Source organism: Burkholderia mayonis (assembly GCF_001523745.2).
GTDB lineage: Bacteria > Pseudomonadota > Gammaproteobacteria > Burkholderiales > Burkholderiaceae > Burkholderia > Burkholderia mayonis.
Window position 1 is genome coordinate 302,431 of record NZ_CP013386.1, and the last position, 25,543, is coordinate 327,973.

Sequence of the window (25,543 nt, forward strand, 5' to 3'; positions counted from 1 at the left end):
CGTACGACCGCTGTCGCGTGCGACTGAATTTCCCGGATGGAGCGAATCGCGAGCGCGCCGCACCTCGTCGGAGACTAGCGGCCGTATGTGACGACGAGTTGCGCGGAGCCGATCGTCTCGGTGCCGATCTCATGGTCGAACATCTGTGCGGGGCGGCCCGTCGCGACGCGCAAGTCGGTCGCTTTCAGCGCGTAGACGGTGATCACGTAGCGGTGCGGCTTGCCGGGCGGCGGACACGGGCCGCCATAGCCGTCGACGCCGAAATCGTTGCGCGCCTCGGTCGCGCCGAGCTTGCGCAGATAGCCGGACGCGCTCGCGTCGGCGGGCAGGCTCGACACGTTCGCCGGGATGCCGGCGACGGCCCAGTGCCACCAGCCGCGGCCGGGCGCGTCGGGATCGAACATCGTGACGGCGAAGCCCTTCGTGCCGGGCGGCGGGTGGCGCCAGGCGAGTTGCGGCGAGCGGTTGCCGCCCTTGCAGTCGCCTTGATTGAATACGAGCACCGCGCCGACGCGCCCGCCGGGGCGCAGGTCGTCGCTCGTCAGCGTGAACGCGTCTTCGGCGAGCGCGCGCGAACCGGCGAGCAGATCGAAAAGGGCGACGCAGGCGAGGGCGAGCGAAAGCAGACGACGGGGCGAACCAGGCGGAACGACTCGGCGACCCACACGCATATGGCCCTTCTCCCGTCACTTGTGCCGGGGCGACCCGGCGCTGATCGTTGTCGAGATGTGATGCTCGAACCCGAATATGAGGCCAAGTCTAGCATTAGGGGACGCATGGCGGCGGCAGTCTCGTCAACTTCGTGCGACGGCGTCTGCCGCTGGTTCCGGCTGCGGGGCGGTTGTTGCCGCCGGGACGGCGCGGGGTGCATGCATCGCGATACGGAAGTGACGTGCAACGGCGGCTCGAAACGCGGCGGCGGCGCGACAAAAAACGGGTGGCAGTGGGGGCAGCCCGGCATCGGGAGCCGGTGACGCACGACCGGACGAGCATTCGAGAGGCGCGGTCGGCGGTGCGGTCAGGTGCGAGGCGGGACGAGGCGGGACGAGGCGGGGGCGAGGCGGCGACGTGCGACAAGATGGAGATGCCGCCAGCCCGCAGCAGGCGTAACGCGGATTGCGGGGTGACGAAACGGTCGGCACGCGGCAGGCGATCGCGGGCGGCGCGCCGTGCGGCCAAGTAAAGGCCGCGGACGAGCGCTGAACCGACGCGCCACACGGCGAGAAACGCGTCACGACGCGGCACGCCTGACCGAAAGATCGCGCCGGCCGCGAGCGCGCGCATAAAAAAACCGCCCGCCGTCATCGACGGCAGGCGGTTCTTTGCGCAGCGCGGACTTCTCGCTGGCGAAGCGGGCTCGCGTTACGCCTGCGCGCCCGTCGCACCGCCGTGCGCGGCCGACCATTCGGCCGGCGAGTGCAGGAATTTCTCGACTTCGTCGAGCGTCTTCGTTTCGAAGTAGCCCGACGCCTTCGCGACGCGCAGCACGTCCCACCACGTCGCAAGCGCGTGCAGGTCGACGTCGATGTCCTTCAGGACCGATACGCTTTCCTTGAAGATGTCGTAGTGGAACAGCACGAAGCAGTGGTTTACCGTCGCGCCCGCCGTGCGCAGCGCGTTGATGAAGTTGATCTTGCTGCGGCTGTCGGTCGTCAGGTCCTCGACGAGCAGCACGCGCGAACCTTCTTCCAGGTGGCCCTCGATCTGCGCGTTGCGGCCGAAACCCTTCGGCTTCTTGCGCACGTACTGCATCGGCAGCATCATCCGGTCGGCGATCCATGCGGCGAACGGGATGCCGGCGGTTTCGCCGCCCGCCACCGCGTCGATCTGCTCGAAGCCGACGTCGCGCAGGATCGTCGCTTCCGCCATTTCCATCAGGCCGCGGCGCACGCGCGGAAACGAGATCAGTTTGCGGCAGTCGATGTAGACGGGGCTCGCCCATCCGGACGTAAAGATGAAGGGTTTGTCGGCGTTGAAGTGCACCGCTTGCACTTCGAGCAGGATTTTGGCGGTCGTGTCGGAGATCGTCTGACGATCGAAGCCTGTCATGGGGGCGTTCCTTGATGGTGAGCGAGGGGCGGGCGCGGCCCGGTGGCGCAGCTCGCGTGATTCCGGCCGTGAGGGCCGGGCTGCGGGCCGACGTGGGCGTGACCGCCGGCGTCGAGCCGCATCGCTGCGCGCGTAGCCCGTTATTTTACCCGATTTGAGCGCTTTTCGAGCCGCGCGACGCCGCCCGGGCGGCAGATTTTCGGCGGCCGGATGGTGGCTGCGGGCGTCGCGCGAGCGTCCGGACAGGCGGATTTGCCGCTTGCTTGCGGCATTGAAAGGAAGCACGCCGAAGCAACGGGCTGCCGCGGCGCAGCAACTGACGGGCCTGCACGCGGTGTACACTAGGCGACCCTCAGTATTTGCTCGGTGCTTTGTACTTTCCGCTTGCCACCCGCCAAGGTTACATGTCGCGCCGATCCGGCTCGCGACGGCCGCCACAGTCGACCATCCCTTCGATTCCCGCATCCGCGGCTCCCGGTGCTCGGTACTGAGTCTTTAGATAATTACGTCAGTCTCTCGCAGGTCAATCATGGACGAACAACTGAAGCAGGCCGCTCTCGCCTATCACCAGAATCCGAAACCCGGCAAGATTTCGGTCACGCCGACCAAGCCGCTGTCGAACCAGCTCGATCTGTCGCTCGCATATTCGCCGGGGGTCGCCGCGGCGTGCGATGCGATCTACGCCGATCCGCTCGACGCGCAGAAATACACGTCGCGCGGCAATCTCGTCGGCGTCGTGACGAACGGCACCGCGGTGCTCGGCCTCGGCAACATCGGCCCGCTGGCCGCGAAGCCGGTGATGGAGGGCAAGGGGTGCCTGTTCAAGAAGTTCGCGGGCATCGACGTGTTCGACATCGAACTCGCCGAGTCCGATCCGGACAAGCTCGTCGAGGCGATCGCAATGCTCGAGCCGACGCTCGGCGGCATCAACCTCGAGGACATCAAGGCGCCCGAGTGCTTCTACATCGAACAGAAGCTGCGCGAGCGGATGAAGATCCCCGTCTTCCATGATGATCAGCACGGCACCGCGATCATCGCGTCGGCGGCGATCCTGAACGGCCTGAAGGTGGTCGGCAAGAATCTGTCGAGCGTGAAGCTCGTCTGCTCGGGCGCGGGCGCGGCGGCGATCGCGTGTCTCGACCTGCTCGTGAAGCTCGGCCTCGACAAGGCGAACGTGCTCGTCGCCGATTCGAAGGGCGTGATCTACGAGGGGCGCGGCAGCCTCGATCCGTCGAAGCAGCGCTACGCGGCGACGACCGGCGCGCGCACGCTCGCCGACGCGATCCAGGGCGCGGACGTGTTCCTCGGCTGCTCGAGCGCGGGCGTGCTGAAGCAGGATATGGTGAAGACGATGGCGGACCAGCCGCTCATCCTCGCGCTCGCGAACCCGGAGCCGGAAATCCGCCCGGAAGACGCGAAGGCGGTGCGCCCGGACGCGATCGTCGCGACGGGCCGCTCCGACTACCCGAACCAGGTCAACAACGTCCTGTGCTTCCCGTTCATCTTCCGCGGCGCGCTCGACGTCGGCGCGACGACGATCACCGAAGAGATGAAGCTCGCGTGCGTGCGCGCGATCGCCGAGCTCGCGCAGGAAACCGACCAGAGCGAGGAAGTCGCGAAGGCGTATGAAGGCCACTCGCTCGAATTCGGCCCGGAATACCTGATTCCGAAGCCGTTCGATCCGCGCCTCATCATCAAGATCGCGCCCGCCGTCGCGCAGGCCGCGATGGAATCGGGCGTCGCGACGCGCCCGATCGCCGACATGGATGCGTACCGCGAGCAGCTCGGCGCGACCGTCTACCGCACCGGCATGGTGATGCGTCCCGTGTTCGCGACCGCGAAGACGAAGACCGCGCGCATCGTGTTCGCCGAGGGCGAGGACGAGCGCGTGTTGCGCGCCGCGCAGTTCGTGCTGCAGGAAAAGATCGCGAAGCCGATCATCGTCGGCCGTCCGTCCGTCGTCGAGATGCGTCTCAAGAAGATCGGCTCGAAGCTCACGGGCGGCGTCGATTTCGAGATCGTCAATCCGGAGGACGATCCGCGCTACCAGCAATGCTGGCAGGCGTACCACGAGATCGGCGCGCGCGACGGCGTGACGCCCGAAGTCGCGAAGGCCGCGCTGCGCAAGTTCAACACGTTGATCGGCGCGATGCTCGTGCACCTCGGCGACGCCGACGGCATGATCTGCGGGATGATCGACACGTATCACAGCCACCTGAAGTTCATCGAGCAGGTGCTCGGCCGCGCGTCGGGCGCCGAGCACTTCGCGGCGATGAACCTGCTGATGCTGCCGGGCCGCAACCTGTTCATGTGCGACACGTACGTGAACGAAGAGCCGAGCGCCGAGCAGCTCGCCGACATGACGATCCAGGCCGCGGCCGAGATCGAGCGCTTCGGCATCACGCCGAAGGCGGCGCTCTTGTCGAACTCGAACTTCGGCAGCGCGCCGTCGGCGTCGTCGCGCCGGATGGCCGAAGCGTGCAAGCTGATCGTCGAGCGTGCGCCGCACCTCGAAGTCGACGGCGAAATGCACGGCGACGCGGCGCTCTCCGAAGTGGTCCGCAAGGCCGCGTTCCCCGGCACGACGCTGTCGGGCGAGGCGAACCTGCTGATCATGCCGAACGTCGAGGCGGCGAACATCGCGTACAACCTGCTGAAGATGGTCGGCGGCGAAGGCGTGACGGTGGGCCCGTTCCTGCTCGGCGCGAGCAAGCCGGTGCACATCCTGACGCCGGCCGCGACCGTGCGTCGGATCATCAACATGACGGCCGTCGCCGCGGCGAACGTTCAGGTGAAGTAACGCGCGGACGGATGCGGACGCGGCAAGCCTTCCCGGCATGCGGCGTCGGGACGAGACGAAAGGCGGTCGCCCGGTCGGGTGGCCGCTTTTTTCATTGGCGCATGCGCGGCGTGCGAAGCACGCGATTTGCGGGCGCCGGATTTGTCGCGCCCGCCGTCGCGCCGTTGTCGAGCGACGAGCATCGCATGTTCGCCCGGCGGTGAACGCCGATGCCCGCGTGCGCCGGCGGCGGGTCCGGCGTCGCGTCGTCGCGTCGTCGTCCGCGCGGTTTGCGCCGTCGCCGGCGCGGCGGATCGCGGGCCGCCGCGCTACGCGACGTTTCGCGTCTGGCCGCCCTCCGGCGAGCGCCACTGCGCGAGTAACCGCTCCCACTTTCCGCGCACCGCGTGCAGGTTGTTCTCCTTCACGTGCCCATAGCCGCGGATGCCGTCCGGCAGGCTCGCGAGCTCGATCGCGAGCGGCAGTGTGTCGCGCGTGAGCCGGCCGTCGAGCAACTCGTGCACGAGCGCCTCGTATTCGCCGATCAGTGCGCGCTCGGTGCGCCGTTCGTCGGTGCGGCCGAACACGTCGAGCGCGGTGCCGCGCAAGAACTTCAGCTTCGCGAGCACGCGAAACGCCGGCATCATCCACGGTCCGTATTGCCGCTTGACGAGGCGGCCGCGCGCATCCTTCTTAGCGAAGAGCGGCGGCGCGAGGTGGAACCTGAGCTTCCAGTCGCCTTCGAACTGCTCGGCGAGCTTCGCGGCGAACGCAGGATCGGACTGCAGCCGCGCGACCTCGTATTCGTCCTTGTACGCCATCAGCTTGTAGAGATTGCGCACGACCGCCTCGGTGAGCGGCTCCTGCGCGGTGTCGGCGCCGAGCGTGCGCTCGGCTTCGCGCACTTTGTGGACGGCGGCCGAGAAGCGCGCCGCGTACGCGGCGTTCTGATACGCGCTCAGGTGCTCGACGCGCGTCGCGATCAGCGCGTCGATCGCCTTCTTCGTATGCAGCGAGATCACCGTCGCGCCCGCTTGCACACCGCCCGCCGCCCCGGCGCGCACGCTCGCCGGATCGAAGGCCGCGCGACGGCCCCATTCGAACGCCGCGCGATTCTGCTCGACCTGCACGCCGTTCAGCTCGATCGCGCGCACGAGCGACGCGTGCGTGAGCGGCAGCCAGCCGCGCTGCCACGCGTAGCCGAGCACGAACGGATTCGTGTAGATCGCGTCGCCCAGCAGCGCGACCGCGAAGCGGCTCGCGTCGACGAGATCGACCGCATCGCCCGCCGCCGCGCGGATGTCGAGCTCGGCGCTCGCGCCCGGGAACGACCACTTCGGATTCTTGATGAACTCGGCGGTCGGCGTCTTCGCGCTGTTGACGACGACGCGCGTCACGCCGTGACGCATCCGCGACGTGCATTCGTCGCCCGCCGTGACGATCGCGTCGCAGCCGATCACGAGATCGGCTTCGCCCATCGCGATGCGGGTCGCGTGGATGTCGGCGGGCGCGTACGAGATCTGCACGTGGCTCATCACCGCGCCGCCCTTTTGCGCGAGGCCCGTCACGTCGAGCACCGTCACGCCTTTGCTTTCGAGGTGCGCGGCCATTCCGAGCAGCGCGCCGATCGTCACGACGCCGGTGCCGCCGACGCCTGTGACGAGCACGCCGTACGCGCGGTCGATCGCGGGCAGCGCCGGCTCGGGGATCGGCGGCAGCGCGCGCGCGTCGGCCGACGCGGCCTTCGGCTTGCGCAGCTTGCCGCCTTCGATGGTCACGAAGCTCGGGCAGAAGCCCTTCACGCACGAGAAATCCTTGTTGCAGGTCGACTGGTTGATCTGCCGCTTCGTGCCGAATTCGGTCTCGAGCGGCTCGACCGACAGGCAGTTCGACTGCACCGAGCAGTCGCCGCAGCCTTCGCAGACCGCCTCGTTGATCACGACGCGCTTTGCCGGATCCGGATACGCGCCGCGCTTGCGGCGGCGGCGCTTCTCGGTCGCGCAGGTCTGGTCGTAGATCAGGATCGTCGTGCCTTCGATCTCGCGCAGCGCGCGCTGGACGTCGTCGAACCGATCGCGATGATGGATCGTCACGCCCGGCGCGAGCAGCGACGTGTGGCCGTCGTATTTCTGCGGCTCGTCGGTGACGATCACGATCCTCTTCGCGCCTTCCGACGCGAGCTGGTGCGTGATCTGCGGCACCGTCAGCACCCCGTCGACGGGCTGCCCGCCCGTCATCGCGACCGCGTCGTTGTAGAGAATCTTGTACGTGATGTTCGCCTTCGACGCGATCGCCGCGCGAATCGCGAGGAGGCCCGAGTGGAAGTAGGTGCCGTCGCCGAGGTTCGCGAACACGTGTTTTTCGTCGGTGAACGGCGCCTGGCCGATCCACGGCACGCCTTCGCCGCCCATCTGGCTGAACGTGCTCGTGCTGCGGTCCATCCAGACCGTCATGTAGTGGCAGCCGATGCCCGCGATCGCGCGCGAGCCGTCGGGCACGTTCGTCGACGTGTTGTGCGGGCAGCCGGAGCAGAACCACGGCTTGCGCTCGATCGTCACGTGCGGCTTCGCGAGCGCGGTTTCCTTCGCGTTGATCACCGCGATCCGCGCGGCGATCCGCGCGCGCACGTCGGACGGCAGTTCGAACTTATCGAGCCGCGTCGCGATCGCCTTCGCGATGATCGCGGGCGACAGCTCGTAGTGCGCGGGCAGCAGCCAGTTGCCCATCGGCACCGACCATTCGCCGCCCGCGCCGTCCTTCTCGTCGAATTTGCCGAAGACGCGCGGTCGCTGGCCGTCCGGCCAGTTGTACAACTCTTCCTTGATCGCGTATTCGAGAATCTGGCGCTTTTCCTCGACGACGAGGATCTCGTCGAGCCCGCGCGCGAACGCTTGTGCGCCTTGCGCCTCGAGCGGCCACACGCAGCCGACCTTGTAGAGACGAATGCCGATCCGCGCGCAGGTTTCGTCGTCGAGACCGAGATCGACGAGCGCCTGGCGCACGTCGAGGTACGCCTTGCCGCCCGTGACGATGCCGAAGCGCGCGTTGGGGGAATCGATCTCGATGCGGTCGAGCTTGTTCGCGCGCACGTATGCGAGCGCCGCGTACCACTTGTAGTCGAGCAGGCGCGCTTCCTGCACGAGCGGCGGATCGGGCCAGCGGATGTTCAGGCCGCCGTCGGGCATGATGAAGTCGGACGGCAGCACGATTTCGGTGCGATGCGGATCGATGTCGACGGAAGCCGACGATTCGACGACGTCCGTCACGCACTTCAGCGCGACCCACAGGCCAGAGTAGCGGCTCATCGCCCAGCCGTGCAGACCGAAATCGAGATATTCCTGCACGTTCGACGGGAACAGCACGGGCAGCCCGCATGCCTTGAAGATGTGCTCCGACTGATGCGCGAGCGTCGACGACTTCGCCGCGTGATCGTCGCCCGCGAGCACGAGCACGCCGCCGTGCGGCGCCGAGCCGGCCGAGTTCGCGTGCTTGAACACGTCGCCCGTGCGGTCGACGCCCGGGCCCTTGCCGTACCACATCGCGAACACGCCGTCATGCTTCGCGCCCGGATATAGATTGACTTGCTGGGAACCCCAGACGGCCGTCGCCGCGAGGTCTTCGTTGAGGCCGGGCTGGAACACGATCCGATGCGCGGCGAGGTGCTGTTTCGCCTTCCACAGCGACAGATCGAGCCCGCCGAGCGGCGAGCCCCGGTAGCCGGAAATGAAGCCGGCGGTATTCAGACCTGCGGCGCGATCGCGCTCCTGCTGAAGCATCGGCAGGCGCACGAGCGCCTGGATGCCGCTCATGTACGCGCGGCCGCGTTCGAGCGTGTATTTGTCGTCTAGCGTGACGGATTGCAGCGCGGCTTCGAGCGATGCGCGCTGGCCTGCGTCTAGCGGGGCGTTCATGCGGTGTCTCCTCACCCGGTTCGGGATCGCCAAAACTAACGGCGCGTCGGCGTCTTGTGGACGCGTCAGTCGGCCCGAATATTGGCGGGTTTCGTTCGATGGTAGCACTGGGAAAAACCCGCCGCTGCGCTTCAAAAATCGGTGGCGTGCAACTCGAAAACGTGAGGAATCAATGCGTTACAGGCTGTAAGCGCATGTAAAACGGCGGGCCTCGCGCGGCGAATGCCGTTAGTCTCTGGGGCCCTGTCCGGTTGCGCCGGGCGGCGCCGGCTCGTGCCGGCGGCGCGAATGCGTGCCGGACGGTTGCAATGGAGGTGCAATGAAGACTCGATATATCCAGAATTTCCTGATGGTGTCCGCGGCGTTTTTCGCGATGAGCGGGCCGGCGCGCTCGGAAGGCGCGAGCGTGTTGGCGACGGCGAGCACCCAGATGCTGCAGCTTGCGGCAGCGGGCGGTGCGGAGGCGCCGGCGCTCGCGGGCGCCGCGACCGGCGAGCGCGGCGGCGCGGCGCAAATGTGATCCGCGACGGGCGCGGCGCGAGACGGCGCGCGATCGCCGGCCCGTCGCCCGATGATCGATAACGCAAAAGGGCGGGAATCCCGGGATTCCCGCCCTTTCTGTTTGCGCGGCCGCGCTCGGCGCGCGGCACGTTCGCGGCGGCGCTTCGCGCGGTCTCGCTTACGCCTTGTCCTGCACGACGCCGCGGCGGATCTGATCGAGCTCGATCGATTCGAACAGTGCCTTGAAGTTGCCTTCGCCGAAGCCCTGGTTGCCCTTGCGCTGGATGATCTCGAAGAAGATCGGCCCGATCTGGTTTTCGGTGAAGATCTGCAGCAGCAGGTCGTCGCGCGCGCCGTCGATCAGGATCTTGCGTTTGCGGAGTTCGTCGAGCGGCTCGCCGTGGTTCGGCACGCGGCGATCGACGAGCTCGTAGTACGTGTCGATCGTGTCGAGCAGCGCCACGCTCTTCGCGCGCAGGCCGTCGACCGCCTTGTAAATGTCGGTCGCGCCGAGCGCGATGTGCTGAATGCCTTCGCCGTGATACGCGTCCAGGTATTCCTGAATCTGGCCCGCGGTGTCCGAGCCTTCCTCGTTGATCGGAATCCGGATCTTGCCGCACGGCGACGTCATCGCCTTCGACTTCACGCCCGTCACCTTGCCTTCGATGTCGAAGTAGCGGACCTCGCGGAAGTTGAACAGGCGCTCGTAGAACTCCGCCCATTCCTGCATCCGGCCGCGATGGACGTTGTGGGTCAGGTGATCGATGTAACTGAGGCCGTGGCCGACCGGGTTCGGATCGGCGCCCGGAATCGGCTCGAAATCGACGTCGTAGATGCTGATGTCGCCGATCGCGCCCGGCTTCGCGCCGTTCTTGCCCTTCCAGCGGTCGACGAAATAGATCAGCGAATCGCCGATCCCCTTGATTGCCGGGATGTTCAGCTCCATCGGGCCCGTCTTGTTGTCGAAGCCCCATGCGCCCAGCTCGAGCGCGTGCTTGTATGCCTTCGCGGCGTCCTGCACGCGGAATGCGATTGCGCAGATCGACGGCCCGTGCAGCCGTGCGAAGCGCTGCGCGAACGAGGCCGGCTCGGCATTGATGATGAAGTTGATGTCGCCCTGGCGGTACAGCGTCACGTCCTTGTGGCGGTGACGGGCGACCGCGGTGAAGCCCATCCGCTCGAATAGTTGGCCGAGCGCTTTCGGATCGGGGGCGGTGTATTCGATGAATTCGAAGCCGTCGGTACCGACGGGATTGTCCCAGGTGGGGAATTGCATAGCGTCTCCTAGCCCTCGGCGGGGCATGCGTCTTAGGTGAGTATCTGCGGCAAAGTGTAGCGGGGCGGGCAGGGCGGAAACTTGCGAACTTTGTCGTGTAACGCTACGCTTGCGCAATTTCTCGTCCGCACGAACAGGCAGGGAGGCAGAAAATGGCGCACGTGGAATTGGATGCGATTGACCGGCGCATTCTTGCGATTCTTCAGGAGAACGGGCGCTTGTCGAACCAGGACATCGCCGAGCGGGTGAATCTGTCGCCGAGCCCGTGTCTGCGGCGAATCCGCCGGCTCGAGGAGATGGGCGTGATTACCGGCTATGTCGCGCTGCTCGACCCGCAGAAGCTCGGGCTCGACCTGCTCGCCTACGTGAGCGTGCGCCTGGAGAAGCGCGGCGGCGTCGTGCCCGCGCGCGGCGACGAGACGTCCGCGCGCGCGGGCGCGACGCACGCCGAGTTGTTCCGCGCGGCGGTGCAGGCGTGGCCGGAGGTCGTCGCGTGCCACGCGATGACGGGCGACATGGACTATCTGCTGCGCGTGCAAGTCGAGGACATGGCGCATTTTTCTCGCTTCATGCAGGAGCAGCTGCTGCACCATCCGTCGGTGATCGACGTGAAAACGAGCTTCTCGCTCGAGCGCTTCAAGGAGACGACCGCGCTGCCGATCCGCTGAATCTTGCGTCGCCGAAAAGGAAACGGGCGGCCCGTCGTGGGCCGCCCGTCTTCGTTCCTGCTCGGCGGATGCGAAGCGCCGCGCGTTACGCGGTGAGGCCCGCGGGCAGCAGCGATTCGAAGATCTGCGTCGCGCGTCGCGCCTGGCGCTTGAGCGCGTAGTCGAACACGGCCGCCTGCTCCTGCATCATCTCGGCGATGATCGTCGAGTGGTCGGCGGGCGGCAGCGACAGATACGCATCGGCTTCGCCGTACGCGTACTCGATGCGCATTCCGGACTTCTTCGCGATGTGCATCATCGTCGCGTTGCGCGACAGGCAGTGCATGTACAGCGTCGTGACGTGCGTGTTGCGGCTGCGGATCGCGGCGCGTTCGAACAGCTTCGAGCCGACGCCCTGGCCGCGCGCGCGTTCGAGCACCGACACGCCGAATTCGGCGGTGCGCTTGTCGCCTTCCGCGGGCAGATAGGCGAGATGGCCGACGCCGATCAGTTCGAGCGCGTGGTCGAACACGCCGAACACGGTGTCGCGGCCGAAGTCGATCGTGCGGACGTAATTCTCGATCACGTGATCGGGCACCGCTTGACCGAAGCGCAGCAGACGATCGTCTTCGTCGAGCGCGAGAAAGTGGGTGAGCAGTTGTTGACGGTCGCCGGAAGCCAGTTCCCGAACGAGAACTGGCGCGGGACCGGCGACGCCGACCGCATCGGCAGGGCGAAGGTCTGGCTTGTTCATCGTGGGTTCCTCATAAAGACCGTGCAGCAGAATTGTGCAACGCAGCGCAATTTTAGCTGAACGGCCGTGCGGAGATTGGGGAAAACCCGGATATTCGTGTTGAGGCCGGACTCTAGACTCACTGATTCGAGAGAATAAGTCTATGTTTTTATTGATATTTTAAGGATTTTTGATGGAGGTGTATGCAAAGCGTCGCACTGTTACGTTGGCGCAACGTATGCTGCCCCGCAATAAATCAGACGATTCAGCCGCCCAGGCCGTGCTCGATCATGCCGATCACCTGCTCGGCGAAGTCGCGATAACCGAGGCGGCCGCCCGGCTTCAGCCACGTGAACGTCCAGTTGATCATCCCGAACACCATCATCGTCACGGGCGTCTGGTTGTCCTTCGAGATTCGCTCCGGATACGCGCGCGCGAGCTGGCGCGCGAATGCGGCGACGATGTCGCGCTGGCGGCCGAGGATGATCTGGCGCTGCGTGTCCTCGAGGTACTTCACATCGTTCAGCAGCGCGACGTGGCGGCTGTGCGACGTCTCGTATTCGACGAGGAACGCCTGCACGAGCTCGGCGAACGCTTCGCGCTCGGTGAGCCCGCGCCGCTGGCTCGCGCCCTCGACCTCGGCGATGATCAGCATCAGCCGCTTCGTGTAGCGGTCGAGCAGGTCGAACAGGATCGCTTCCTTGCCCTCGTAATAGTGATAAAGCCGCGCCTTCGACGTGCCGCTCGCGTTCGCGAGGTCGGTCATCGACGTGCTCGGGTAGCTCGTCTGCGCAAACTTGGCGGCGGCGAGATCGAGGATCTGTTCGCGCTGGGATTCGTGATCGGGGGCTCGGGTGCGGGCCATGTGATTCGGTGTGTGATGGATGCGGGGTCGGGTTAGCGGGGGACGGCGACGGCGGGCGCGACGCGCAGCGTCGCCGTCTTCAGATGGTCGATCGAATGGGCGGCGCCCTGCAGCTCGATGCGGCCGGCCGCCGCGAGCTCGCGGCAGCGCCAGAACGCGATCGTGTCGCCGACGAACAGGTGGCCGCGGTCGGCGAACGCCATCACCGCGCCGACCGTGCGCGCGGCGGGACCCCATTCGTCGGGCGCATGCTCGAGCACGAGCGCGTCGATGTCCGCGTAGTGGCCGCTCTTGAACGTATTGCAGATCCAGTAGCGCAGCTCGGCGTTCGCTTGCTTCGCTTCCTGCCATTCGAGCGCGAGCCGGCTGATCCGCAGCACCGAGATCGGCGCCGCTTCCGGCAGCTTCGCGAGGAGCTGGGCGGGCGAGAAGATGCCGGTGGCCGTCGCCTGGTCGGCGCGCAGCCGCACCCACGCTTGCGGATCGTCGATGTCCGCGCTCGACAGCCGCACCTCGTTGAGGCGCTGCGGCGTGTTGCGCAGATGGTAGGCGACGCGCCTTAGCATCAGCTGATCGGCGACGCTGTGCGCGTGCCAGACGACAACCTGGCCCGTGCCGGCCGCGAGCGTCTCGAGTGTCGCGGAGTCGTCGCCGAGCCCGGCCGTCCAGTCCTGCTGCACGTCGCCGATCACGCGCTCCCAGAACGCCGCGCGGACCTCCGGCGTGTCGTCGGCGCCGCGCAGCGGGCCGATCGACAGATCGTCGAACAGCTCGACGACGCTTTCGTCGCGGCCCGCGTCGGCGAGCGCGATGCGAAGAGAAGCGGCGGCGGAGCCGCCCATGGTCACGTGGATGGTGCTCATTGGCCTGTCGTCAACATGAGAAAAGCCGCCCGGGAGCCGGCGCATCGTGCGTCCGGCCCGCGGGCGGCCCCTAGTGTAAGCGAGATGGGCGGCGGCGAGTAACCGCGCGGCAAGACGCCGCCTATCGATCGTCGTAGCTGACGACGACCTTGTCGCTGACCGGATGGCATTGGCAGGTGAGTACGAAGCCGTCGGCGATTTCCTGCGGCTCGAGCGTGTAGTTCTTCTCCATCCGCACCTCGCCTTCGAGCACCTTCGCGCGGCACGTGCAGCACACGCCGCCCTTGCACGCGTACGGCAGCGCGAGGCCCGCGCGTAGCCCGACGTCGAGGAGGCTCACGCCTTCGTACGGCAGGCGCAGCTTGCGCTTCTTGCCGTCGAGCACGATCTCGAGGTCGGCGGCGGGCATGTCGTCGGTGATCTCGACGGCGGGCACGCCCGCCTGCGGCAGCGGCGTGCCGAAGCGCTCGACGTGCACCCGCTCGTGCGGCACGCCGGCCGCGGTGAGCGCGGCCTCGGCGGCATCCATCATCGGCGCCGGGCCGCAGATGAATGCTTCGTCGATCGTCGCGGCGGGCACGAGCGAATCGAGGAACGCCGCGCATTTGGCCTGGTCGAGCACGCCGTTGAACAGCTCGACGTCCTGCAAGTCGTCCGACAGCACGTGATAGAGAACGAATCGATCCATGAAGCGGTTCTTCAGATCCTCGAGTTCCTCGGCGAACATGATCGAGTCGACGCTGCGGTTGCCGTAGATCAGCGTGAACGCGCTCCGCGGCTCGAGCTCGAGCGTCGTCTTGACGATCGCGAGCACGGGCGTGATCCCCGAGCCGCCTGCGAACGCAACGTACTGCTTGCCGTGGTCGGCGTTCAGGTGCGTGAAGAAGCGGCCATCCGGCGTCATCACGTCGATCATATGGCCGGGCTTGAGCGTATCGAACGCAAAGTTCGAGAAGCGGCCGCCGCGCACGCGCTTGATGCCGATGCGCAGCTCGCCGTCGCGATCGTAGTCGGTCGTGCCGACGCAGATCGAGTACGAGCGGCGGGTTTCCTCGCCGTCGACGTGCGCCTTCAGCGTGACGAACTGGCCCTGCGTGAAGCGGTACGCGTCGCGCAGCTCGGGCGGCACCTCGAACGACACCGTGACGGCGTCGGCGGTCTCGGGCCGCACGTCGCGAATGCGCAGTGGATGGAATTGCGGAGTCGCCATATCAATAAGGTTTGAAGTAGTCGAAGGGTTCGCGGCAGTCGACGCAGCGATAGAGCGCCTTGCACGCGGTCGACGCGAACTGCGCGAGCCGCTCGGTGTGCGCGGAGCCGCAGCGTGGACAGATGGGCGCGGCGAGCGGCTTCGGCATGAAGCGCACGACGCGCTGCGCGAGGGCGGTGCCGGTGTCGCCGACGCTGCCGCATTGGCCGACGGGCGGCGCGATGCCATAGGCGCGGAGCTTCTCGCGGGCGTCGGCGGTGATCCAGTCGGTCGTCCATGCGGGCGCGAGCACGGTCACGGTCCGGTGCGGCGCTATACCGGCCCGTCGCAGCGCGGCGTCGATATCTTCCGCGATCTGCTGCATTGCCGGGCAGCCGGAGTAGGTCGGCGTGATGACGACTTCGAGCGTGCCGTCAGCGGCATGGCGCACGTCGCGCAGGATGCCGAGATCGCGGATCGACACGACCGGAATTTCCGGATCGGGCACGGCTTCGAGCGCGACCCATGCGCGGGCGACGAGCGGAGCGTCGCCGTGCGCGGAGGCGGTGCGGCCGTTGCCCGCGCCGTCGATGGCGGTGGTCGTTTGGTCGGAGGCGGATGCGGGGAGGGCTGACATCGTCTGGTTCCGTCGTTCGTCGTTCGTCGCGCCCGGGCTTACCAGGACGCGCCCGGATACTGGCGCGCGACGCTCTGCAGCTCCGCGAGCAGATAGCCCATGTGCTCGGAGTGCTCGCCGCGCTTGCCGGTCGGCACGTATTCGCCGGCCGCAGGCAGCGCGAGCGTCGCCTCGGCGAGCGTCGCATCGACGTCCGCGCGCCACGCCGGCTCGAGCGACGCGATCGCCGGGCCGATGCCGGCCGCGGCCGCCGCGTCGTCGACGGCGTCCGCCGCGAAGAACTCGCGCGTGTATGGCGTCAGATAGTCGAGCGCGGCGAGCGCGCGGCGATGCGACTCATCGGTGCCGTCGCCGAAGCGGATCAGCCATTCGCGCGCGTGGTGCTCGTGATAGCGCGTCTCCTTCAGCGACTTCGCCGCGATCGCCGCGAGCTGCGCGTCGCCCGACGCCTCGAGCGCGCTCCAGACATGCAGCATCAGCGTCGAATAGAAGAAGTTGCGCACGACGGTCACCGCGTAGTCGAGCTCCGCGTGCGCGGTGCCGCAGAGCGGGCCGTAGTGCGGCAGCTCGACGAACGTGTAATTCGCGAATTCGCGCTCGGTGCGGAAGTACGCGTAGTCGTCCTCGGTCCGCGCGGCGCCGGTGAGCTGCCGCTCGAGCTCGGCCGCGTGCGTATACAGCAGGCGCGCCTGGCCGATCAGGTCGAGGCTCATGTTCGTGAGCGCGATGTCTTCCTCGAGGACCGGACCGTGGCCGCACCATTCGGCGTTGCGCTGACCGAGGATCAGCGCGTTGTCGGCGAGGCGCAGCAAGTAGGCGAGGTGTTGTGGGGTCGTCGTCATGGCCTGCCGCTCACATGTGGTTGATTTCGTCGGGCAGCGTGTAGAACGTCGGATGGCGATAGATCTTGTCGCCCGCCGGTTCGAACATCTCGGCCTTTTCGTTCGGATCGGACGCGGTGATCGCCGCCGACGGCACGACCCAGATGCTCACGCCTTCCTGGCGGCGCGTATAGACGTCGCGCGCCATGCGCAGCGCCATCGACGCGTCGGCCGCGTGCAGGCTTCCGCAGTGCTTGTGGTCGAGCCCTTGCTTGCTGCGCACGAAGACTTCCCAGATTGGCCATTCTTTGTTCATCGCTTTCTCCTGAATCTCCTGAATACGGATGGCGGCGTCGCGCTTCGCGCGCGTCATGCCGCTTGCTGCTGCGCACGGCGGCGGCGCTTTTCCTCATGCGCAAGCGCGGCTTCGCGGACCCACGCGCCGTTGTCGTGCGCCTTCACGCGGGTCGCGAGGCGCTCCCTGTTGCACGGGCCGTCGCCGTTGACGACGCGCCAGAATTCGTCCCAGTCGAGCGCGCCGTAGTCGAAATGGCCGCGCGCGTCGTTCCACTTGAGATCGGGGTCGGGCAGCGTGACGCCGAGCACCTTGGCCTGCTCGACCGTTGCGTCGACGAACTTCTGCCGCAGGTCGTCGTTCGAGATCCGCTTGATCCCCCATTTGGCCGACTGGTTGCTGTGGACGGAATTGGCGTCGGGCGGGCCGAACATCATCAGCACGGGCCACCACCAGCGGTTCACTGCGTCCTGCACCATCGCGCGCTGCGCGTCGGTGCCCTTCATCATCGCGAGCAGTGCGTCGAAACCTTGCCGCTGATGGAACGATTCCTCCTTGCAGACGCGGATCATTGCGCGCGCATACGGGCCGTACGTGCAGCGGCAGAGCGGAATCTGGTTCATGATCGCGGCGCCGTCGACGAGCCAACCGATCACGCCGACGTCCGCCCACGTGAGAGTCGGATAATTGAAGATGCTCGAGTACTTGGCCTTGCCCGCGTGCAGTGCGTCGATCAGCGCGTCGCGCGACACTCCGAGCGTTTCCGCGGCGCTATATAGATAGAGACCGTGACCGGCTTCGTCCTGGACCTTTGCGAGCAGGATCGCCTTGCGCTTCAGGCTCGGCGCACGCGTGATCCAGTTGCCTTCCGGCAGCATGCCGACGACTTCCGAGTGCGCATGCTGCGAAATCTGCCGCACGAGCGTCTTGCGATAGGCGTCGGGCATCCAGTCCTGCGGTTCGATCTTGCCGTCGGCGGCGATGACGGCATCGAATCCGGCTTGTTCAGACGAATCGGCGGCGGCATCGAGCGGCGCGACGTTGCCGGGGATGTCGAGGGATTGCGTGTACATGGCGATGTTCTCGTCCAGGTGGAATGTTCACGCAGTATAAACCAACCGACCGGTCGGTTAATAAATCATTTTAGCGGATGAGCGAGATTCGCGGATCGGGTGACGGCGATTTGCTGCGGGTGGCGTGCCGGTTCTGCTGAAGGATCGCACCGAGTTGCGAGGTAGACGCCTGAATTCTGTTCTGGAATGTCCGAACCCCGAACCCGACTCGCTGGATTCATAGATTGCTGGTCAGCGGCCCGAGAACCGACAAGCCGGCGCCGAGCATGATTCCCTCGTTCAACGGAGCGCGCGGACCGCCATCAGGCACAATCCAGAGTTTTGCAGTGAGGAGTTTCGAATGACGCCCCGACGTTGGCTTTTCGCTCTTTCATGCTATCTCGCGCTGGTCGCATCCCAGATGGCGAGCGCTGCGCAAGCCACCGCACCGACACAGCCGACCCGCTGGGTCGCGTCATGGGCGACGGCGCTGCAGCCAATTCCGGATCTCGCGGCGCCGCCGCCGCTGTATCGTGCGCCGGACGTCGCGGGCCGCACTGTCCGCCAGATCGTCTATCCGACGCTCTCGGGACGGGCGATCCGTGTGCGCGTGAGCAATGCGTACGGCAAGACGCCGCTCGTGATCGGCGAGGTGAGCATCGGCCGCTCGGCGGGCGGCGCCGCAGTGACGGACGACCGTTTGGCGGCCGTGACATTCGGCGGGCGGCGCGAGATCGAAGTGCCGGCTGGTCAGGAGCGGGAAAGCGATCCGGTCGCATACGGCGTGACGGCTGGCGAACCATACGCGCTCAGCCTATATATGAATGGCCGCCAGACGATGACGGTCTGGCATCGTGTCGCGAATCAGGTCAATTACGTGTCGACGCCGGGCAACCATGCGGGTGACGTTGCGCCCGACGCATACCGGACGCACTTCACACAGTCCGCCTGGGTGGCCGAGCTCTCGGTCGAGGCGGCGCAGCCGGGCGCGGCGACGATCGCGGCGGTGGGCGATTCGATCACCGACGGCCTGCGCTCAAGCCTGAACCGCAATCGGCGCTGGCCGGATGCGTTCGCGGCCCGCCTCGAGCGCGCGGGAGCGCACGACATCGGCGTGGTGAATCTCGGCATCAGTGGGAACCGGCTGCTGAGCGACTCCCGCTGCTACGGCGTCGCGCTCGAGCGTCGTTTCGAGCGCGACGTGCTGACGCTCGCTGGCGTGAAGGTCGCGGTGCTGCTGATCGGCATCAACGACATCAATTTCGCGGCGATGCCCGCCCGTTCGGGGCTCGATTGCGATGCGCCGCACACGCAGGTCGACGCACAGGCGCTGATCGAAGGCTACCGCCGGGTGATTGCTGCCGCGCATGCGCGCGGCGTCGCGGTGTTCGGTGCGACGCTGACGCCTGCGTCGTTGCCGCCTGCGCGCGACGCGATCCGCCGCCAGGTCAACGAGTGGATTCGGGCGTCGGGTGCGTTCGACGGCGTGGTGGATTTCGATGCCGCGCTGCGTGATCCGTCGAAGCCGTCGGAACTACAGCGCCGCTATAACAGCGGTGACGATATTCATCCGAGCGATGCGGGGTATGCGGCGATGGCCGACGCAGTGCCTCTGGAACGCTTGGTGGCGGCTGCCGGACGCCGGTGAACGCGCTGTATCGACGGGGTGCGCCACGTCGATACAAGAAATTTAATGAGACCCTTAAAAAGTGCTTGCGCGAAAGCGGAATGGTGCCTAGAATCACGCCTCTTTCGCGGTAACGGAAACGCGACGCGAAAGAAGAAGTGGGAGGTTCCGGCGCTTGAGGCGAGACGGTTGGCGGGTTAGTCGGCCGAGGGTGCGGGAAGGTGATTGAGGCGGTGCGCGACGGGGCAGTAAAAAGTTGTTGACGCGCTGCAAATAAGTGATCATAATCTCATTTCTCTGCTGCAGACAACGCAGCGCTGCTGAGAGGGTGGTCCGAAGTAGGAAGTACTTCTCGCAGATGTGCTCTTTAACAATGAACAGCCGATAAGTGTGGGCGCTTGATGGAGCGGGCGATCTTCGGATCGAAAGCGAAAGTATCAAGAGTCTCACACTAAAGTAAGTCAGGTTTGTGAAGCAATTCACGACCTGTCAGCTTTGAGTGAGCGACCGGTTGGAAACAACCGAAAACAGTAACAGGTTTGAACTGAAGAGTTTGATCCTGGCTCAGATTGAACGCTGGCGGCATGCCTTACACATGCAAGTCGAACGGCAGCACGGGTGCTTGCACCTGGTGGCGAGTGGCGAACGGGTGAGTAATACATCGGAACATGTCCTGTAGTGGGGGATAGCCCGGCGAAAGCCGGATTAATACCGCATACGATCTGTGGATGAAAGCGGGGGACCTTCGGGCCTCGCGCTATAGGGTTGGCCGATGGCTGATTAGCTAGTTGGTGGGGTAAAGGCCTACCAAGGCGACGATCAGTAGCTGGTCTGAGAGGACGACCAGCCACACTGGGACTGAGACACGGCCCAGACTCCTACGGGAGGCAGCAGTGGGGAATTTTGGACAATGGGCGAAAGCCTGATCCAGCAATGCCGCGTGTGTGAAGAAGGCCTTCGGGTTGTAAAGCACTTTTGTCCGGAAAGAAATCATTCTGGCTAATAACCGGGGTGGATGACGGTACCGGAAGAATAAGCACCGGCTAACTACGTGCCAGCAGCCGCGGTAATACGTAGGGTGCGAGCGTTAATCGGAATTACTGGGCGTAAAGCGTGCGCAGGCGGTTTGCTAAGACCGATGTGAAATCCCCGGGCTCAACCTGGGAACTGCATTGGTGACTGGCAGGCTAGAGTATGGCAGAGGGGGGTAGAATTCCACGTGTAGCAGTGAAATGCGTAGAGATGTGGAGGAATACCGATGGCGAAGGCAGCCCCCTGGGCCAATACTGACGCTCATGCACGAAAGCGTGGGGAGCAAACAGGATTAGATACCCTGGTAGTCCACGCCCTAAACGATGTCAACTAGTTGTTGGGGATTCATTTCCTTAGTAACGTAGCTAACGCGTGAAGTTGACCGCCTGGGGAGTACGGTCGCAAGATTAAAACTCAAAGGAATTGACGGGGACCCGCACAAGCGGTGGATGATGTGGATTAATTCGATGCAACGCGAAAAACCTTACCTACCCTTGACATGGTCGGAACCCTGCCGAGAGGCGGGGGTGCTCGAAAGAGAACCGGCGCACAGGTGCTGCATGGCTGTCGTCAGCTCGTGTCGTGAGATGTTGGGTTAAGTCCCGCAACGAGCGCAACCCTTGTCCTTAGTTGCTACGCAAGAGCACTCTAAGGAGACTGCCGGTGACAAACCGGAGGAAGGTGGGGATGACGTCAAGTCCTCATGGCCCTTATGGGTAGGGCTTCACACGTCATACAATGGTCGGAACAGAGGGTTGCCAACCCGCGAGGGGGAGCCAATCCCAGAAAACCGATCGTAGTCCGGATCGCACTCTGCAACTCGAGTGCGTGAAGCTGGAATCGCTAGTAATCGCGGATCAGCATGCCGCGGTGAATACGTTCCCGGGTCTTGTACACACCGCCCGTCACACCATGGGAGTGGGTTTTACCAGAAGTGGCTAGTCTAACCGCAAGGAGGACGGTCACCACGGTAGGATTCATGACTGGGGTGAAGTCGTAACAAGGTAGCCGTATCGGAAGGTGCGGCTGGATCACCTCCTTTCTCGAGCTATCCGCGAAGTTGAGCGCTCACGCTTATCGGCTGTAAATTAAGACAGACTCAGGGGTCTGTAGCTCAGTCGGTTAGAGCACCGTCTTGATAAGGCGGGGGTCGTTGGTTCGAATCCAACCAGACCCACCAAGTTGTCTGGCGCAGGAAACCTGGGTGAAGTCTCTGTATGGGGGCATAGCTCAGCTGGGAGAGCACCTGCTTTGCAAGCAGGGGGTCGTCGGTTCGATCCCGTCTGCCTCCACCACAATCTTCAATGCGAAGTGCTTGGTTCGAACGTGAACCGAGGATTTGGCATTGGCGATTGAGCCAGTCAGAGTGATGCGAAAGTATCGGCTGTCGTTCTTTAACAATCTGGAAGAAGTAAGTAATTTGGATAGCGGAAGCGTCTTGAGATGGACGTGGAAGTTATCCGGGTTGTGATTGTATCGATGTATCTCAAGATGATTCGAACTTAATGTTCGGCTCAATTGGAATACGGCACACACGTAGTGTGGGCTCAGTGTAAGTGCTAGGCACTAACGCTGAGCGACACGCGAGAACTCAACCTGTAGCGACTGTAGCGTCGAAAGATGAGACAGACTCGTTATAGGGTCAAGCGAACAAGTGCATGTGGTGGATGCCTTGGCGATCACAGGCGATGAAGGACGCGGTAGCCTGCGAAAAGCTACGGGGAGCTGGCAAACGAGCTTTGATCCGTAGATGTCCGAATGGGGAAACCCGGCCCTTTTGGGTCATCCTAGACTGAATACATAGGTCTAGTGAAGCGAACGCGGTGAACTGAAACATCTAAGTAACCGCAGGAAAAGAAATCAACCGAGATTCCCAAAGTAGTGGCGAGCGAAATGGGAAGAGCCTGTACTCTTTATTTGTATTGTTAGCCGAACGCTCTGGAAAGTGCGGCCGTAGCAGGTGATAGCCCTGTAGGCGAAAACAGTATGAAAGAACTAGGTGTACGACAAGTAGGGCGGGACACGTGAAATCCTGTCTGAAGATGGGGGGACCATCCTCCAAGGCTAAATACTCGTGATCGACCGATAGTGAACCAGTACCGTGAGGGAAAGGCGAAAAGAACCCCGGGAGGGGAGTGAAATAGATCCTGAAACCGCATGCATACAAACAGTCGGAGCCTCGTAAGGGGTGACGGCGTACCTTTTGTATAATGGGTCAGCGACTTACGTTCAGTAGCAAGCTTAACCGAATAGGGCAGGCGTAGCGAAAGCGAGTCCGAATAGGGCGTTCAGTTGCTGGGCGTAGACCCGAAACCAGGTGATCTATCCATGGCCAGGATGAAGGTGCGGTAACACGTACTGGAGGTCCGAACCCACTAACGTTGAAAAGTTAGGGGATGAGCTGTGGATAGGGGTGAAAGGCTAAACAAACCTGGAAATAGCTGGTTCTCTCCGAAAACTATTTAGGTAGTGCCTCGTGTCTCACCTTCGGGGGTAGAGCACTGTCATGGTTGGGGGGTCTATTGCAGATTACCCCGCCATAGCAAACTCCGAATACCGAAGAGTGCAATCACGGGAGACAGACATCGGGTGCTAACGTCCGGTGTCAAGAGGGAAACAACCCAGACCGCCAGCTAAGGTCCCCAAATATGGCTAAGTGGGAAACGAAGTGGGAAGGCTAAAACAGTCAGGAGGTTGGCTTAGAAGCAGCCACCCTTTAAAGAAAGCGTAATAGCTCACTGATCGAGTCGTCCTGCGCGGAAGATGTAACGGGGCTAAGCCATATACCGAAGCTGCGGATGCGTGCTTGCACGCATGGTAGGAGAGCGTTCCGTAAGCCTGCGAAGGTGCGTTGAAAAGCGTGCTGGAGGTATCGGAAGTGCGAATGCTGACATGAGTAGCGATAAAGGGGGTGAAAGGCCCCCTCGCCGTAAGCCCAAGGTTTCCTACGCAACGTTCATCGGCGTAGGGTGAGTCGGCCCCTAAGGCGAGGCAGAAATGCGTAGCTGATGGGAAGCAGGTCAATATTCCTGCACCATTGTTAAATGCGATGGGGGGACGGATCGCGGAAGGTTGTCCGGGTGTTGGAAGTCCCGGTCGCTGCATTGGAGAAGGCACTTAGGCAAATCCGGGTGCGGAATTCAAGGGTGTGGCGCGAGCTCTTTAGGGAGCGAAGCAATTGGAAGTGGTTCCAAGAAAAGCCTCTAAGCTTCAGTTTAACAATGACCGTACCGCAAACCGACACAGGTGGGCGAGATGAGTATTCTAAGGCGCTTGAGAGAACTCGGGAGAAGGAACTCGGCAAATTGGTACCGTAACTTCGGGATAAGGTACGCCCTGGTAGCTTGACCCCCCTGCGGGGGAAGGGTGAAGGGGTTGCAATAAACTGGTGGCTGCGACTGTTTAATAAAAACACAGCACTCTGCAAACACGAAAGTGGACGTATAGGGTGTGACGCCTGCCCGGTGCCGGAAGATTAAATGATGGGGTGCAAGCTCTTGATTGAAGTCCCGGTAAACGGCGGCCGTAACTATAACGGTCCTAAGGTAGCGAAATTCCTTGTCGGGTAAGTTCCGACCTGCACGAATGGCGTAACGATGGCCACACTGTCTCCTCCCGAGACTCAGCGAAGTTGAAGTGTTTGTGATGATGCAATCTACCCGCGGCTAGACGGAAAGACCCCATGAACCTTTACTGTAGCTTTGCATTGGACTTTGAACCGATCTGTGTAGGATAGGTGGGAGGCTATGAAACCGGAACGCTAGTTTCGGTGGAGCCGTCCTTGAAATACCACCCTGGTTTGTTTGAGGTTCTAACCTTGGCCCGTGATCCGGGTCGGGGACAGTGCATGGTAGGCAGTTTGACTGGGGCGGTCTCCTCCCAAAGCGTAACGGAGGAGTACGAAGGTACGCTAGGTACGGTCGGAAATCGTGCTGATAGTGCAATGGCATAAGCGTGCTTAACTGCGAGACCGACAAGTCGAGCAGGTGCGAAAGCAGGTCATAGTGATCCGGTGGTTCTGTATGGAAGGGCCATCGCTCAACGGATAAAAGGTACTCTGGGGATAACAGGCTGATACCGCCCAAGAGTTCATATCGACGGCGGTGTTTGGCACCTCGATGTCGGCTCATCTCATCCTGGGGCTGTAGCCGGTCCCAAGGGTATGGCTGTTCGCCATTTAAAGAGGTACGTGAGCTGGGTTTAAAACGTCGTGAGACAGTTTGGTCCCTATCTGCCGTGGGCGTTGGAAGTTTGAAGGGGGCTGCTCCTAGTACGAGAGGACCGGAGTGGACGAACCTCTGGTGTACCGGTTGTGACGCCAGTCGCATCGCCGGGTAGCTATGTTCGGAAGAGATAACCGCTGAAAGCATCTAAGCGGGAAACTCGCCTTAAGATGAGACTTCCCCGGGGACTTGATCCCCTTGAAGGGTCGTTCGAGACCAGGACGTTGATAGGTCGGGTGTGTAAGCGCAGTAATGCGTTCAGCTAACCGATACTAATTGCCCGTAAGGCTTGATCCTATAACAAGTCTGTCTCGATAGCCGTTAGCGCTTCAGCGCTTACGGATATCGAGCGTCGAGTGCAAGGCACTCGACGTACGACGGTTGAAGTACCGCGTACGTGTGAGATACAGCTCACAACCCAACATTACTGCTTCTTCCCGATTGGTCGCGCTGCGATGCACCGCGACATCCCTCTTTGCCTGATGACCATAGCGAGTCGGTCCCACCCCTTCCCATCCCGAACAGGACCGTGAAACGACTCTACGCCGATGATAGTGCGGATTGCCCGTGTGAAAGTAGGTAATCGTCAGGCTCCCCCTCTCAGAACCCCCGCCCAGCCAGGCGGGGGTTTTGTTTTTTACGCCCACTCCCGTCGGATCGCCTCGATCCCTCGACCAGGTGTTACCGCGTAACGGCGCCTGGGCCGCTTTTCGGCGTCGGTTTGGGCTTGCGGAAGCTCTCGCTGTAGATTGTCAATTACAATGGCTGCCCGAGCGACAACTATCTTGGCCGGTCGGCGGGGGTAGTGACGCCTCAGCCTTCACCCAGTTGCGAAGCGTCTGTTCAGAAATGCCCAGCTCATGTGGGCCACCACGGTCACTTCCTGGTCACCTGGGGGTGACCCGTTTCCGTGGACGGTTAGACAGTTGAATCTTCTCTCGGTTGATGTCCTCCAGGTTGGGCGTTTGCGCGAGTTGTCCACGGTCGGTCGGCGGGTCGCCTATCACGACCGCGATGCCGGCCGGCGGTGGGCAACTCGCCCG

The 25,543-nt window shown here is 63.8% G+C and carries 16 protein-coding genes, 2 tRNA genes and 3 rRNA genes; 9 read left to right on the forward strand and 12 right to left on the reverse strand.

Annotated features, from left to right (window positions below; genetic code table 11):
* Positions 1 to 74 precede the first annotated feature (74 nt).
* Together WS70_RS01540 and WS70_RS01545 are read right to left on the reverse strand one after the other, a co-directional pair.
* Complete coding sequence (locus WS70_RS01540) at positions 75 to 671, reverse strand: YbhB/YbcL family Raf kinase inhibitor-like protein (RefSeq protein ID WP_059471418.1); 597 nt, start codon at positions 669 to 671, stop codon at positions 75 to 77.
* 691 nt (positions 672 to 1,362) lie between these two features.
* The gene (locus WS70_RS01545; RefSeq protein ID WP_059471417.1) at positions 1,363 to 2,049 is read right to left on the reverse strand and encodes an orotate phosphoribosyltransferase; all 687 of its coding nucleotides are present in this window, start codon (positions 2,047 to 2,049) and stop codon (positions 1,363 to 1,365) included.
* A gap of 529 nt (positions 2,050 to 2,578) precedes the next feature.
* Between WS70_RS01545 and WS70_RS01555 the strand changes: the two genes are divergently transcribed.
* Positions 2,579 to 4,849 carry an NADP-dependent malic enzyme gene (locus WS70_RS01555; RefSeq protein ID WP_059471416.1) on the forward strand — a complete coding sequence of 757 codons (2,271 nt, stop codon included), beginning with the start codon at positions 2,579 to 2,581 and terminating at the stop codon, positions 4,847 to 4,849.
* 308 nt (positions 4,850 to 5,157) lie between these two features.
* On the opposite strand, the gene WS70_RS01560 is transcribed toward WS70_RS01555, so the two are convergent.
* A complete protein-coding gene (locus WS70_RS01560; RefSeq protein ID WP_059597542.1) occupies positions 5,158 to 8,739 on the reverse strand; it encodes an indolepyruvate ferredoxin oxidoreductase family protein in 3,582 nt (1,193 codons plus the stop codon).
* 319 nt (positions 8,740 to 9,058) lie between these two features.
* Here WS70_RS01560 and WS70_RS01565 point away from each other — a divergent pair, with 319 nt between their 5' ends.
* Complete coding sequence (locus WS70_RS01565; protein ID WP_059471414.1) at positions 9,059 to 9,259, forward strand: hypothetical protein; 201 nt, start codon at positions 9,059 to 9,061, stop codon at positions 9,257 to 9,259.
* Positions 9,260 to 9,418: 159 nt separating this feature from the next.
* Here the strand turns inward: WS70_RS01565 and hppD are convergent, their stop codons facing one another.
* Entirely contained in the window at positions 9,419 to 10,516 is a 1,098-nt protein-coding gene (gene hppD / locus WS70_RS01570) for a 4-hydroxyphenylpyruvate dioxygenase (RefSeq protein ID WP_059471413.1), read from the reverse strand.
* Between the two features lie 152 nt (positions 10,517 to 10,668).
* On the opposite strand from hppD, the gene WS70_RS01575 reads away from it, so the two are divergent.
* Positions 10,669 to 11,184: an Lrp/AsnC family transcriptional regulator gene (locus WS70_RS01575; RefSeq protein ID WP_059471412.1), complete on the forward strand. Its 516-nt coding sequence runs from the start codon at positions 10,669 to 10,671 to the stop codon at positions 11,182 to 11,184.
* A gap of 85 nt (positions 11,185 to 11,269) precedes the next feature.
* Here WS70_RS01575 and WS70_RS01580 read toward each other — a convergent pair whose 3' ends face one another.
* From WS70_RS01580 to paaA, 8 genes are all read right to left on the reverse strand, one after another.
* Complete coding sequence (locus WS70_RS01580; protein ID WP_010106994.1) at positions 11,270 to 11,917, reverse strand: GNAT family N-acetyltransferase; 648 nt, start codon at positions 11,915 to 11,917, stop codon at positions 11,270 to 11,272.
* 244 nt (positions 11,918 to 12,161) lie between these two features.
* Positions 12,162 to 12,761 carry a TetR/AcrR family transcriptional regulator gene (locus WS70_RS01585; protein ID WP_059471411.1) on the reverse strand — a complete coding sequence of 200 codons (600 nt, stop codon included), beginning with the start codon at positions 12,759 to 12,761 and terminating at the stop codon, positions 12,162 to 12,164.
* Positions 12,762 to 12,793: 32 nt separating this feature from the next.
* Positions 12,794 to 13,624 (reverse strand): DUF1835 domain-containing protein, encoded by an 831-nt coding sequence (locus WS70_RS01590; protein ID WP_059471410.1) that lies wholly within the window; start codon positions 13,622 to 13,624, stop codon positions 12,794 to 12,796.
* 121 nt (positions 13,625 to 13,745) lie between these two features.
* Positions 13,746 to 14,834 carry a 1,2-phenylacetyl-CoA epoxidase subunit PaaE gene (gene paaE / locus WS70_RS01595; RefSeq protein WP_059471409.1) on the reverse strand — a complete coding sequence of 363 codons (1,089 nt, stop codon included), beginning with the start codon at positions 14,832 to 14,834 and terminating at the stop codon, positions 13,746 to 13,748.
* A 1-nt stretch (position 14,835) separates the two neighbouring features.
* Entirely contained in the window at positions 14,836 to 15,450 is a 615-nt protein-coding gene (gene paaD, locus WS70_RS01600) for a 1,2-phenylacetyl-CoA epoxidase subunit PaaD (protein WP_059471408.1), read from the reverse strand.
* A 38-nt stretch (positions 15,451 to 15,488) separates the two neighbouring features.
* Positions 15,489 to 16,292 (reverse strand): 1,2-phenylacetyl-CoA epoxidase subunit PaaC, encoded by an 804-nt coding sequence (gene paaC / locus WS70_RS01605; protein WP_059471407.1) that lies wholly within the window; start codon positions 16,290 to 16,292, stop codon positions 15,489 to 15,491.
* Positions 16,293 to 16,302: 10 nt separating this feature from the next.
* Positions 16,303 to 16,587 carry a 1,2-phenylacetyl-CoA epoxidase subunit PaaB gene (gene paaB / locus WS70_RS01610; RefSeq protein ID WP_059471449.1) on the reverse strand — a complete coding sequence of 95 codons (285 nt, stop codon included), beginning with the start codon at positions 16,585 to 16,587 and terminating at the stop codon, positions 16,303 to 16,305.
* Between the two features lie 53 nt (positions 16,588 to 16,640).
* Positions 16,641 to 17,639 (reverse strand): 1,2-phenylacetyl-CoA epoxidase subunit PaaA, encoded by a 999-nt coding sequence (paaA, locus tag WS70_RS01615; RefSeq protein ID WP_059471406.1) that lies wholly within the window; start codon positions 17,637 to 17,639, stop codon positions 16,641 to 16,643.
* A 340-nt stretch (positions 17,640 to 17,979) separates the two neighbouring features.
* Between paaA and WS70_RS01620 the strand changes: the two genes are divergently transcribed.
* The 6 genes from WS70_RS01620 to rrf all read left to right on the forward strand — a co-directional run bounded on the left by WS70_RS01620 (position 17,980) and on the right by rrf (position 25,092).
* Complete coding sequence (locus WS70_RS01620; RefSeq protein WP_059597541.1) at positions 17,980 to 19,266, forward strand: SGNH/GDSL hydrolase family protein; 1,287 nt, start codon at positions 17,980 to 17,982, stop codon at positions 19,264 to 19,266.
* A 520-nt stretch (positions 19,267 to 19,786) separates the two neighbouring features.
* Positions 19,787 to 21,319: ribosomal RNA gene (locus tag WS70_RS01630) — 16S ribosomal RNA — on the forward strand.
* Between the two features lie 61 nt (positions 21,320 to 21,380).
* Positions 21,381 to 21,457, forward strand: a tRNA-Ile gene (locus WS70_RS01635).
* 39 nt (positions 21,458 to 21,496) lie between these two features.
* A tRNA-Ala gene (locus WS70_RS01640) sits at positions 21,497 to 21,572 on the forward strand.
* A 345-nt stretch (positions 21,573 to 21,917) separates the two neighbouring features.
* Positions 21,918 to 24,797 (forward strand): 23S ribosomal RNA (locus WS70_RS01645).
* A 181-nt stretch (positions 24,798 to 24,978) separates the two neighbouring features.
* A 5S ribosomal RNA gene (gene rrf, locus WS70_RS01650) occupies positions 24,979 to 25,092 on the forward strand.
* Together the 16S, 23S and 5S rRNA genes with 2 tRNA genes alongside form the textbook arrangement of a ribosomal RNA operon.
* Positions 25,093 to 25,543 lie beyond the last annotated feature (451 nt).

What these genes read in the sequence shown, in the direction of transcription:
- WS70_RS01540 (WP_059471418.1), bottom strand. Translation starts at nt 671, where the DNA reads ATGCGTGTGGGTCGCCGAGTCGTTCCGCCTGGTTCGCCCCGTCGTCTG.
- WS70_RS01545 (WP_059471417.1), bottom strand. Translation starts at nt 2,049, where the DNA reads ATGACAGGCTTCGATCGTCAGACGATCTCCGACACGACCGCCAAAATC.
- WS70_RS01555 (WP_059471416.1), top strand. Translation starts at nt 2,579, where the DNA reads ATGGACGAACAACTGAAGCAGGCCGCTCTCGCCTATCACCAGAATCCG.
- WS70_RS01560 (WP_059597542.1), bottom strand. Translation starts at nt 8,739, where the DNA reads ATGAACGCCCCGCTAGACGCAGGCCAGCGCGCATCGCTCGAAGCCGCG.
- WS70_RS01565 (WP_059471414.1), top strand. Translation starts at nt 9,059, where the DNA reads ATGAAGACTCGATATATCCAGAATTTCCTGATGGTGTCCGCGGCGTTT.
- hppD (WP_059471413.1), bottom strand. Translation starts at nt 10,516, where the DNA reads ATGCAATTCCCCACCTGGGACAATCCCGTCGGTACCGACGGCTTCGAA.
- WS70_RS01575 (WP_059471412.1), top strand. Translation starts at nt 10,669, where the DNA reads ATGGCGCACGTGGAATTGGATGCGATTGACCGGCGCATTCTTGCGATT.
- WS70_RS01580 (WP_010106994.1), bottom strand. Translation starts at nt 11,917, where the DNA reads ATGAACAAGCCAGACCTTCGCCCTGCCGATGCGGTCGGCGTCGCCGGT.
- WS70_RS01585 (WP_059471411.1), bottom strand. Translation starts at nt 12,761, where the DNA reads ATGGCCCGCACCCGAGCCCCCGATCACGAATCCCAGCGCGAACAGATC.
- WS70_RS01590 (WP_059471410.1), bottom strand. Translation starts at nt 13,624, where the DNA reads ATGAGCACCATCCACGTGACCATGGGCGGCTCCGCCGCCGCTTCTCTT.
- paaE (WP_059471409.1), bottom strand. Translation starts at nt 14,834, where the DNA reads ATGGCGACTCCGCAATTCCATCCACTGCGCATTCGCGACGTGCGGCCC.
- paaD (WP_059471408.1), bottom strand. Translation starts at nt 15,450, where the DNA reads ATGTCAGCCCTCCCCGCATCCGCCTCCGACCAAACGACCACCGCCATC.
- paaC (WP_059471407.1), bottom strand. Translation starts at nt 16,292, where the DNA reads ATGACGACGACCCCACAACACCTCGCCTACTTGCTGCGCCTCGCCGAC.
- paaB (WP_059471449.1), bottom strand. Translation starts at nt 16,587, where the DNA reads ATGAACAAAGAATGGCCAATCTGGGAAGTCTTCGTGCGCAGCAAGCAA.
- paaA (WP_059471406.1), bottom strand. Translation starts at nt 17,639, where the DNA reads ATGTACACGCAATCCCTCGACATCCCCGGCAACGTCGCGCCGCTCGAT.
- WS70_RS01620 (WP_059597541.1), top strand. Translation starts at nt 17,980, where the DNA reads ATGACGCCCCGACGTTGGCTTTTCGCTCTTTCATGCTATCTCGCGCTG.